Below are 11548 nucleotides of genomic sequence, written 5' to 3'. Positions count from 1 at the left end.
TTCGATGGCGTTACGGACGGTACACATTCTGCAAAAAGCACGGATCGCAATGTGGGAGGGGGCTTGCTCCCGAAAGCGGTGGTTCAGTCGCCATCGATGCTGACTGACCCTCCGCTTTCGGGAGCAAGCCCCCTCCCACAGGGTTACTCAGTGACCCGTGAATACTCGGCCTTGAGCCGGTTCGGCATAGGTCGGGCCGAGGCGATCCAGGCGACCGCTCCAAGCAGTCAGTGCCAACGCCACCAACACCACCAGTCCACCAATCCACGCCGTATGAATCAGGCCAACGTGCTCGACGATCAGGCCGCCGCCCCACGCGCCGCCAGCAATCCCCAGGTTGAACGCCGCGATGTTCAGTCCCGATGCCACGTCCACCGCCTGCGGTGTGTGATGTTCAGCCTGACGCACCACATACACCTGCAGCCCCGGCACGTTGCCGAACGCCACTGCGCCCCACACCAGCACCGTGGCTAGCGCCAGCCATGGATTGGCGGCGGTGAAGGTCAGCACGAACAGCACAGCGGCGAGCAGGGCGAAGATGATTTTCAGGGCGCTGATCGGTCCGCGTTTGTCCGCCAGTTTGCCGCCCCAGAGGTTGCCGACCGCCACCGACACGCCGTACACCAGCAACACCAGGCTGACGGTGCCGGCGCTGAAGCCGGAGATGTCCTGAAGGATCGGCGCGAGGAAGGTGAAGGCGATGAACGAGCCGCCGTAACCGATGGCGGTCATGGCATACACCAGCAACAGGCGCGGTTGTTTCAGCACTTGCAGTTGTTGCAGCAAGGATGCCGGTTTGCTGTGGGCGATGTTGTGCGGCACATACAGCAGACTGCCGATGAAGGCGATCACACCCAGCGCCGAGACGGCGAGGAAGGTTTCGCGCCAGCCGAAATGCTGACCGATGAACGTGCCCAGCGGCACGCCAGTGACCAGGGCCACGGTGAGGCCGGTGAACATGATCGCAATCGCGCTGGCGGCTTTTTCCTTGGGCACCAGGCTGGTGGCGATGGTCGAGCCGATGGAGAAGAACACCCGGTGACGATCCGTGCCAGCACCAGCGATTCATAACTCGGCGCCATCCACGCCAGCAGGTTGCCGAGGGTGAACAACACCATCAGCGATAGCAGCAACAGTTTGCGCGGGACCTTGCCGGTGAGGGCGGTCAGCACCGGCGCGCCAATGGCAACGCCCAGCGCATACAGACTGACCAACAGCCCGGCGGACGGCAGGCTGACACCGAGATCGGCGCCAATGGTGGGCAACAGGCCAACGATGACGAACTCGGTCGTCCCGATGGCGAATGCGCTGAGCGTCAGCGCGAGCAAGGCAATGGGCATGACAGCACTCCGGTAGAGGTTTGAGTGGAGCGCAGTGTCGAGGTTTGGGTTGTGCGGAAAAATACGGGGGTGGGCATTTGATATTTGCCTTGCGCGCAAAGATCGCAATACCAGAAGCTCATCAATTTATGAAAGGTCCTTGGGGGAGGGCTTTTGTGGTGAGGGGATTTATCCCCGACCGGCTGCGCAGCAGTCGAAAACCCAGCCAATTCGCTCTGACAGGAAGTAGGGGATTCAGGTTTGGAGCCGCTTCGCCGCCCATCGGGGATCCCCTCGCCACAGGGCGAGAGGGGTTTCAAAAGTGGCATTCAGCTGAGAGGGAGGGTTATTCAGGCAAAAACCGAACTTGTCCGCCATTCACCGATCAGTTCCTTACAGGTTCAGCCAACGGAGAACGGAGTTTTGATCAAGTTATGGATCGCCATTCTGCTGGGAGCACTGTTATTTCTCGGCGCCAGTGAACTGGAGGCCGCAGCGCTGCCCGGCGTGCCGGCCGCTGCCACCAAGGCCGCCAAACCCGAGCCGATTGTGCAGGGCGGTCTGCTCGGCGCGATCAGTTCGAGCATCGACGAGGTGCAGGACAAACTCGATCTCAACGAACACCTGGTCGACGCCTGGCGTCTGCGTGCCGACCGTGCGGCGGACGAGGTCGACAAGTTGGTCAACCAGCCGTCGGACCGCTCGGGCTGGAGCATCGCCGGGGATTTCCTGATGTTGTCCGGGGTGTGGCTTGGCGCCTTTGCGCTGCTCACGGTACTCGGCAGCCTGCTGGCCAAACGCCTGCGCGAAGGTCGTTGGCTGCGCCCCCGCCAGCGCAGCCAGGACCTGCTCGGCTATCTGCTGCCGTACACGCTGCCGGCGCTGATCTGTCTGCCGTTGACGCTGTACGTCAGCCACTTTCTGCAAGCCTCGGTTGGGCGAGCGCTGGCGCTGTGTCTGGCGTATGCCACCAGCAGCGGCATTTTCTCCACCTCGATGTTGTTGTGCGTGGTGGTGATGTTCAACGTCGGCCACAAACGGCCCGCCGCGCGGATCATCCGCGACTACTGCCCGAAACCGCTGTTCCTGATCGGCTTCCTCGCCGCCCTCAGTGACGCGTTGACCAGCCCGCAGATCGCCCGCCAACTGGGCGGCAACATCACCAGCAGCATCGCCGTGTTCACCGGGCTGATCGCCTCGATCATTTTCGGCCTGCTGGTGATCCGCCTGCGCCGTCCGGTAGCGCACCTGATCCGTAACCGACCGCTGACGCAGCGCCTGAAACAACCGTCGCTGCAGGAGTCGCTGCGGATTTTTTCCGGGCTCTGGTACTGGCCGATCGTGCTGATGGTGCTGGTCTCGGCGGTCAATCTGATCGGTATCGGCGAGGACAATCAGAAAGCCTTGCGCTGTGCGTTGTTCACCACGGTGTTGCTGATCGGCACAGTGTTTCTCAGCACCATCCTCCAGCACGTGTTCAAGTCGCGAAAGGCCGAAGCGATCCAGCGCAGCAGCGCCTACAAGGAACGTTTTCTCAGCCTGTTGCACGCCTTGCTGCGGATCGTCATTGCGATTGCCTTCATCGATGTTCTCGGGCGGATCTGGGGCATTTCGCTGCTCGATTTCGCCCAGAGCAGTGCGGTCGGCCGGGCGATCAGCAACGCGCTGGGCAGCATTGGCTTGATCTTCCTCGTCACGTGGCTGTTGTGGGTGGTGCTCGACACGGCGATTCAGGAAGCGCTGAAACCACCGGTCAGTAAACGCTCGTCACGTCAGCCCAGCACCCGGGTGAAAACCATCCTGCCGCTGCTGCGCAACGCGATCAAAATCATCCTGGTGGTGATCTGCGCGATCACCACCATGGCCAACCTGGGGATCAACGTCGCGCCGTTGCTGGCCGGCGCCGGGGTGGTCGGTCTGGCGATCGGTTTCGGTTCACAGCAACTGGTACAGGACGTGATCACCGGGCTGTTCATCATTATCGAAGACACCCTGTCGATCGGCGACTGGGTGGTACTCGATTCCGGGCACGCCGGCACGGTCGAGGGCCTGACCATTCGCACCCTGCGCCTGCGCGACGGCAAGGGCTTCGTGCACTCGGTGCCGTTCGGTCAGATCAAGGCGGTCACCAACCAGTCACGGCAGTTTGCCTACGCGTTTTTCTCGGTGCAGTTCACTTACGACACCGATGTCGACAAGGCCATCGAACTGATCCGCGAGACCGGCGATTCGATCCGCGAAGACCCGTTCCTCAAGTACAACCTGCAAGGGCCGCTGGACGTCTTCGGGGTGGACAGGATGGACTTGAACGGCGTGGTGCTGACGGCGCAGTTTCGTACCGTGTCGGGTGGGCAATATGCGGTGAGCCGGGCGTTCAACCAGCGTTTGAAAAAGCTTGTGGATAACAGCCCTGTGGTGCATTTCGCGCAGACTTATCCACAGCAGGTTTTGTTGCCCAAGCGGCAGGGTGAGGGGGAGTTGGTGGCGAGCGAGGTGCCGCAACGGTCGAGTACCTGACTGCTGGATTTTGTGGCGCGATTTGCCGGCCTCTTCGCGGGCAAGCCCGCTCCCACAAGGTTCTGGGTGATGCGGAAATAGGAGGCACACCAAAAATCACTGTGGGAGCGGGCTTGCCCGCGAAGAGGCCAGACCTGTGGACATCAATGCCGGATCAGCTTGCTGCGCACCTGTTCCATGGCAAGCTGATCCAGCTCTGTCCAGAAAACCTGCTTGCCGGCAATCTCCGCCGCCGCCGGCAGACCATCGCGATACACCAGCCGATTGCTCGCCAGCGCCGGCACTTTCGCCCCCGGCAACAGCGTCCCGGCCAGATTCAGCGGATCTACCCCGCACACCGCGATCAAACTGCCGTCATGCGGCTGTCGCCGTACTTCACGCAGCAGCGGAATCGCCTCCGGCAAGGCAAATTGCTCACCCGCAAGACCACTGACAAACCGTCCGCCGCGAATCTCGCCGCGGGCCTCCAGTCGATGGAATGTGCGCAGCAATTCGCGCCAGCTCGGTAGCCAGTCCGCTTCGCGTTCCAGCAGGCGCCAGAACACCACGCCGTAGCGCCGCAGCAAGGTCATGGCAACGTGCTCAAGGGTTTCCGGCGAAGGCGTCGGGCTGTTCTCCACCAGTGGCCCTCGGCGCAACAATGCCCAGCGCCCGGCATCGTCCATACCACCGACAAACGCCCCGCGCCCGCGACGACTGCTGCGTTGCTGGCGCTTGCTCGCCGGGGTGATCAGCGCGCGCAGGCCGGCGAAGCTGTCGGCGTTCACCAGACCGGCGCCCACCAGCTCCTGCAGGGCGATTTCCAGCTCGGTGCGCAGCAGGTGCGCCTCATAGATCAACTCATCGAAAAACAGCGCGCCGTGCTGACTCAGCGCTTCGTAGACCTTTTGAGTTTTCGGTGACAGTTCGCTGATGGGCGTCTGCTCGGCCAGCGCGCTCCACATCCCGACCTGACTGCGTGGCAGCAGCACAATCGGCGTACTGCGCAGGGCCGTGCCACTGACTTTCTGCCGGGCGCTGAGCCGCGTCCACACCAGTTTGCCGTTGCGGCACAGGTCATCCAGCCAGCTCGGTGAATAGTCCTTGAGTCGCGCCGGGAGAAGGTCGCTGTCCCACGCCGAGGCTGCCGCCGGGTAGCCTTCGAACTGGCCGACAATCGCTGGCAACACCGCGCTGCCCTGGCCGCGCGTGGCGCTGGACAGGTGCTGCCAGTCGAACAGAAAGCGCATGAAATCCTGCAACGCCACCGGTTCGATTTCCCGGCGCAAACGCTTGACCGTGTAACGATGGATGCGCGCGAGCAGATGCCGTTCGCACCATTCTTCAACCGCCACGCCCGGGGTGAAATGACCGCGTAGCACATAGCCTTCGCGCTCCAGCTGCGCGAGGGCTTGCGTGACTTGCGCAGTGGGCAGCGCCAGCGGTTCGGCAATCGCGGGGAGCGGCAGCGGGCCAAACGCGCCGAGCCGTGCGCGGATCACTTCGACCAGTGCGTCATCGAACGTCCATGGGTCGTTGAAACCGGGCAAGGCCTCCTGCTGCGGTTGCAGCGTGGCCTGTGGATGAAGCGCCAGCAGACAGGTCAGGCGTTCTCGGGCCAGCCACAACGAGCTAGGCTGTTGATGTGTAGTGACTGTGAGGCCGTCTTCGCGAGCAGGCTCGCTCCCACAGTTGACTGTGTTCCAACTGGCGGAACGCGGTTGAATGTGGGAGCGAGCCTGCTCGCGAAGCTTTTCTTTTGCCGTTACTGGCGGAACGGCCAAGCGGCAGGCGCGACCGCTCGCAGTCAGCGCGTCAAGCCATTCGCGCCAGTGTTCGCCAGCCTGAACTTCAAGGTCGCTGATGCACGCCAGGCTCATCAGCGCCTCGTGCATTTCATCGATGTTGGCCGGTGTCGGCCACGCCTCTTCACGCACGGCGCTGATGGCGTCGGCATCCAGCGCGCCGAGATCATCGGTGGATTGCGGATCGCTCCAGCGCCGGTTGATCACCGCTTGGGTGCGGCGTTCTTCCAGCGGTGCGTCGTCGAGAAAGGTGTACGGTCGCGCGCTGAGAATTTCTGCGGCCAGCGGTGACGGCGCCGGCAGATCGCGGCTGAGCAAACGCACCTCGCCATGCTCCATGCGCCGCAGCAGCGCCAGCCAGCCTTCGCTGTCCATAGCCTCGTGCAGGCAATCGTCGAGGGTTTGTTCTACCAGCGGATGGTCGGGGATTTCCCGCTCGCCGGCGAGGTTTTCCAGGCAGGCGATCTGATCGGGAAACACGCTGGCGATCAGGTCTTCGCTCTTCATCCGCTGCAACTGTGGGGCGACTTTACGGCCGCCGGTAAAACGCGGCAACGCCAGCGCCACCCCGGCATTCCAGCGCCAGCGCACACCGAACAACGGTGCGTCGAGAATCGCTTGAATCAGAATGTGCTCGGCGCTGTTGCTGTGCAGGTAACGCCAGACGTCATCGAGTTCGAAACTGTGGCTGGTGGACAGCGACAGGACGATCGCGTCTTCACTGGCGGCAGCCTGCAACTCGAAATTGAAGGTGCGACAGAAACGCTTGCGCAGGGCCAGGCCCCAGGCGCGGTTGATGCGGCTGCCGAACGGCGAATGGATGATCAACTGGGTGCCGCCGGACTCGTCGAAAAACCGCTCCATCAGCAGCGTGTTCTGTGAGGGCAGGGCGCCGAGGGTCAGGCGTGCGCGGGCGAGGTAGTCCACCAGTTGTTCGGCGCTGGCGCGGTTCAGGCCGAGGGTTTCGGTCAGCCAGTCTAGTGCCGGTTGCAGATTGCCGGGGCGGGCGCCGAGTAACTCGTCGAGGGTCGCTTGCAGGCGCGCCACCGCCGAGGACAATTCATCGCTGCGCCCCGGTGCTTCGCCGAGCCAGAACGGAATGGTCGGCGGCTGACCCTGGGCATCCTCGACCCGCACCTTGCCGGTTTCCACCCGCAGGATTCGGTAGGAGGTATTGCCGAGCTGGAACACATCGCCAGCGATGCTTTCCACGGCAAAGTCTTCGTTGACGCTGCCGATGTTCAGGCCTTGCGGTTCCAGCAGCACGCTGTAGTCGGCGTTGTCCGGGATGGTGCCGCCGCTGGTCACGGCGGTCAGTTGTGCGCCGCGGCGGCCACGCAGGGTGGCGCTGACGGCGTCGCGATGCAGATAGGCGCTACGGATACCCTGACGGCCGTTGTAGCCTTCGGCGAGCATCGTCAGTAGCGCCTGATAGTGTTTTTCGTCGAGGTGGCGATAGGGCGAGGCTTTGCGCAATAGCGCCAGCAGCGCGTCTTCCGCCCATTCCTGGCAACTGACTTCGGCGATGATCTGCTGCGCCAGTACATCCAGCGGCGCTTCGGGAATGTGCAGGATGTCGAGTTCGCCACGGCGCACGCAGTCGAGCAGGGCAGCACATTCGATCAGGTCGTCACGGGTGGTGGCGAACAACCGGCCTTTGGGCGTGCCGCCGACCTGGTGCCCGGAGCGCCCCACTCTTTGCAGAAACCCGGCAATCGAACGCGGCGAGGCGATCTGACAGACCAGGTCGACTTCGCCGATATCGATGCCCAGTTCCAGCGAGGCGGTGGCGATCAGCACTTGCAGCTCGCCGCGCTTGAGCCGCTGTTCAGCGTCGAGGCGGAACTCCTTGGCCAGACTGCCGTGGTGCGCCGCTACCGCGTGTTTGCCCAGACGCTCGCTGAGGTGTCGGCTCAAGCGCTCGGCCAGCCGCCGGGTGTTGACGAAAATCAGCGTGGTGCGGTGCTCGTGGGCCAACTCGGCGAGGCGGTCGTAAACCAATTCCCAAACATCGTTGGCCATCACTGCCGACAATGGCACCGGCGGCACTTCAATGCCCAGGTCCCGAGGGCGGGCATGGCCGATGTCGATGATCTCGCAGGGGCGATCATGGCCGACGAGAAATTGCGCCACGGCTTCGACCGGTTTCTGTGTGGCGGACAGGCCGATGCGAGTCAGTGGTTCGGCGCACAGCGCTTGCAGTCGCTCAAGGCTCAGGGCCAGGTGACTGCCGCGCTTGCCGGCGGCCATGGCGTGGATTTCGTCGACGATCACCGTGCGCGTGGTGCCGAGCATTTTGCGCCCGGATTCGGAGCCGAGCAGCACGTACAGCGATTCCGGGGTGGTCACCAGAATGTGTGGTGCGCTTTTGCGCATGGCGGCGCGTTCTTTTTGCGGGGTGTCGCCGGTGCGTACCGCCGTGGTGATCTGCAGTTCCGGCAGGCCCATCTGACGCAACTGATCGGTGATCCCCGCCAGCGGGTTCTGCAGATTGATGCGGATATCGTTGGACAACGCCTTGAGCGGCGAAACGTAGACCACCAGGGTTTCGTCCGGCAGCCCGTCGGGGTTTTCGAGGCCACGGTGGACGAGGTCGTCGAGCACCGCGAGAAACGCGGTGAGGGTTTTACCGGAGCCGGTGGGCGCGGCGATCAGCGTCGAGCGGCGCAGACGGATCAACGGCCATGCGCGGGCCTGAGCGGCGGTGACCGTCGGGAAGGTGCTGCTGAACCAGGCGCTGACGGCGGGGTGAAAGCCTGCCAGGGCCGCGTCCGTGGGGATGGGCAGATTCATGCTTAAGTTATGCGGGTGGGGGCGGCAAGATGCAAGTACCGCTGGGGATCTCCAGTGGTTGGCAGGGCTTCATCGCGAGCAGGCTCACGCCTACAGCTGATCGCATTTCCCTGTAGGAGTGAGCCTGCTCGTGGTGGGGACAGTTGATTCAGCACAATTCCCGGCGATCTACACTTTACGGGTGACGGTTGCGCACTAAACCCGCAAAATGCAACGATTCCGGCAATTATCGACGACGCTGTCACAAACACCGTCGTTAAAGCCATCGTTCCAATCAGACTGGGCCTGCTGACTCTATGCGAATGCGCCTTATGTTACTGGGCGGCGGAAATGCCCTTGGGCAGGCGCTGATTCGCCTCGGTGCGGAGGAAGACATCGGTTTCCTCGCCCCCCGCCCGCCAGAAGACGGCTGGGATGCCGCGAGCCTGACGCAACTGCTCGACGACACCCGTCCGGATGCGTTGATCAACCTCGCCTACTATTTCGACTGGTTTCAGGCCGAAACCGTCAGCGAAAGCCGTCTGGCCGGCCAGGAACGCGCGATCGAGCGGTTGGCCGAACTGTGCCAGCACCACAACATCATCCTCGTGCAGCCGTCCAGTTACCGGGTGTTCGACGGTTCGCGGGCGACCGCCTACAGCAAAAAAGAGGAGCCGGTGCCCTTGGGCCTGCGCGGTCAGGCGTTGTGGCGCATCGAACAAAGCGTTCGTGCTACTTGCCCGCAACACGTGCTGTTGCGCTTCGGCTGGCTGCTCGATGACAGCCCTGAGGGCACCCTCGGGCGCTTCCTCGCCCGCGCCGAACAACCGGATGAATTGCTGATGGCCGATGATCGCCGCGGTAATCCGACCCCGGTGGATGACGCGGCACGGGTGATCATTTCGGTGCTCAAGCAACTCGATTGCGCGGCGCCGCTGTGGGGCACTTACCATTACGCCGGCCATGAGGCGACCACACCGCTGGCGTTGGGGCAGGCGATTCTGACCGAAGCTCGCAATTTGCATCAGCTGGCGATCGAAGCCCCGACCGCCCAGGCACATGCCGCGCGGCCGGACGCCGCTGAGGAGCCGCAACACGCGGTGCTTGCCTGTAAAAAAATTCTGCACACTTTCGGGATCAAGCCTCGCGCCTGGCGCGCGGCGCTCCCGGCTTTACTGGATAGGTTTTATCGTCATGGCTGAAGGCCCTGTTTTAATCACCGGCGGCGCCGGTTTCATCGGCTCGCACCTGACGGATGCGTTGCTCGCCGCGGGCCATTCGGTGCGGATTCTCGATGATCTGTCGACCGGCAAACGTACCAACCTGCCACTGGCGAACCCGAAGGTAGAGCTGATCGTCGGTGACGTCGCCGATGCCGCGCTGGTCGCGCAGGCCATGCAAGGTTGCAGCGCGGTGGCGCATCTGGCGGCGGTGGCCTCGGTCCAGGCTTCGGTGGACGACCCGGTGAAGACTCACCAGAGCAATTTCATCGGCACCCTGAATGTCTGCGAAGCCATGCGCCAGGCCGGGGTGAAGCGTGTGCTGTTCGCTTCCAGCGCTGCCGTTTACGGCAACAACGGTGAAGGCGAGTCGATCGACGAGGACACGCCGAAAGCCCCGCTGACCCCGTATGCCTCGGACAAACTGGCCGGCGAACATTACTTCGATTTCTACCGCCGCCAGCACGCTCTGGAGCCGGTGATCTTCCGCTTCTTCAACATCTTCGGCCCACGCCAGGATCCGTCCTCGCCGTATTCCGGGGTCATCAGCATTTTCAGTGAGCGGGCGCAGAAAGGCTTGCCGATCACAGTGTTCGGCGATGGTGAGCAGACACGTGATTTTCTCTACGTCGAGGATCTGGTGGACCTGCTGGTGCAGGCCATCGACAAGCCTGAGGTGGAAGTCGGCGCGGTGAACGTGGGCTGGAATCAGGCGACCAATCTCAAGCAGATGCTGGCCGAACTGGAAAAGGTCGTCGGCGAACTTCCGCCGATCAGCTACGGCCCGGCACGTTCCGGCGACATCCGCCATTCTCGGGCGAACAACCGCCGTTTGCTCGAACGCTTCGAGCTGCCGGCGCAGACACCGATGAGCGTCGGACTGGCGCGGTTGCTGGGCAAATAGGTTTATTGCAGACATGAAAAAGGCGCCTTTTTACAGGCGCCTTTTTCACGGCCGGAATATGTCGTTATCCCTGTGGCGAGGGGATTTATCCCCGATCGATCACATGATCGTCGTCAGTTCTAAGCCTGCTCACCCAAAGCCTCATTCACCACCACGTGAACGTTCTTTGTCGATCTGCCTTAGAACTTGTAGCCCAGACCCACCATGTACACAAATGGATCGACATCAACATTGACCTTGGCACGCGTGCCCGGCGCTACGGCGTTGTTCTCGACGGTGGCGCGGGTGTCGATGTCGATGTAGCGCACCTGGGCGTTGAGCATGATGTTGTCGGTCAGCATGTAGTCGGCGCCGACCTGCCAGGCCAGACCCCAGGAGTTTTTCGCCTTGAAGTTGCTGAAGCCGTTGGACTGGGCTTCGCTGCCGACGTGCTCGTCGTAGATCCAGGTGTAGTTGATGCCGCCGCCGATGTACGGCTGGAACGGCGACTTCGCATCCAGCGGGTAGTACACGACGCTGAGGGTTGGCGGCAGGTGTTTCAGGGTGCCGAGTTTGCCGTTGGCGGCTGGCAGCGCGGTGCCTTTGAGTTTGACGTCATGCTCGAATGGCGAGGCGGCCAGCAACTCGATACCGATGTTGTTGGTCAGCATGTACGCGAAGTTCAGACCCAGTTGGGTGTCGCTGCTCATGGTCGCTTTGCCGCCCAGGTTTGCACCGCTCAACGGACCCTGATCGACCTTGACGCTGGAGCTGTCGGCCTTCGGGTTGACGGTGATCGCACCCGCGCGAACGATGATGTCGCCGGCTTCGTGGGCGTGGGCGAGCGGGGCTGCGAGCGCGAATGCAAACAGCGAAGCGCTGAGCAAGGACTTGTTCATGGGAGCTCCAAAAGGACGTTTAAAATGTCTGATGTCCTATGGTACGAAGCCAACTGATACGGTCTTTTGACTCAGCTCAATGAAACAGTGATGCCCCGTTTTTTTGTGGAACCTTTGTGGGCCCCTTCGCGAGCAGGCTCACTCCTGCATTTGG

General features: G+C 62.6%; 5 protein-coding genes and 1 pseudogene. 3 read left to right on the top strand and 3 right to left on the bottom strand.

The genetic code is table 11. From position 1 onward, the window contains the following. Nucleotides 1–147: 147 nt before the first annotated feature. Nucleotides 148–1340, bottom strand: a pseudogene (locus PseAD21_RS04010) (MFS transporter). A 402-nt stretch (nucleotides 1341–1742) separates the two neighbouring features. Here PseAD21_RS04010 and PseAD21_RS04005 point away from each other — a divergent pair. Then, nucleotides 1743–3836 (top strand): mechanosensitive ion channel family protein, encoded by a 2094-nt coding sequence (locus tag PseAD21_RS04005; RefSeq protein WP_102354597.1) that lies wholly within the window; start codon nucleotides 1743–1745, stop codon nucleotides 3834–3836. A gap of 143 nt (nucleotides 3837–3979) precedes the next feature. Here PseAD21_RS04005 and PseAD21_RS04000 read toward each other — a convergent pair whose 3' ends face one another. After that, the gene (locus tag PseAD21_RS04000; RefSeq protein WP_102354596.1) at nucleotides 3980–8413 is read right to left on the bottom strand and encodes a DEAD/DEAH box helicase; all 4434 of its coding nucleotides are present in this window, start codon (nucleotides 8411–8413) and stop codon (nucleotides 3980–3982) included. 296 nt (nucleotides 8414–8709) lie between these two features. On the opposite strand from PseAD21_RS04000, the gene PseAD21_RS03995 reads away from it, so the two are divergent. Together PseAD21_RS03995 and PseAD21_RS03990 are read left to right on the top strand one after the other, a co-directional pair. Then, nucleotides 8710–9594: a sugar nucleotide-binding protein gene (locus tag PseAD21_RS03995; protein WP_102354595.1), complete on the top strand. Its 885-nt coding sequence runs from the start codon at nucleotides 8710–8712 to the stop codon at nucleotides 9592–9594. Next, a complete protein-coding gene (locus PseAD21_RS03990) occupies nucleotides 9587–10516 on the top strand; it encodes an NAD-dependent epimerase/dehydratase family protein (RefSeq protein ID WP_102354594.1) in 930 nt (309 codons plus the stop codon). Before PseAD21_RS03995 ends, PseAD21_RS03990 begins: the two co-directional genes overlap by 8 nt. A gap of 179 nt (nucleotides 10517–10695) precedes the next feature. Here the strand turns inward: PseAD21_RS03990 and PseAD21_RS03985 are convergent, their stop codons facing one another. After that, nucleotides 10696–11394 carry an OmpW family protein gene (locus PseAD21_RS03985; RefSeq protein ID WP_102354593.1) on the bottom strand — a complete coding sequence of 233 codons (699 nt, stop codon included), beginning with the start codon at nucleotides 11392–11394 and terminating at the stop codon, nucleotides 10696–10698. Nucleotides 11395–11548 lie beyond the last annotated feature (154 nt).

It is taken from the genome of Pseudomonas sp. AD21, from assembly GCF_002878485.1.
Lineage (GTDB): Bacteria > Pseudomonadota > Gammaproteobacteria > Pseudomonadales > Pseudomonadaceae > Aquipseudomonas.
This window is presented reverse-complemented; position numbering and strand designations above follow the sequence as displayed.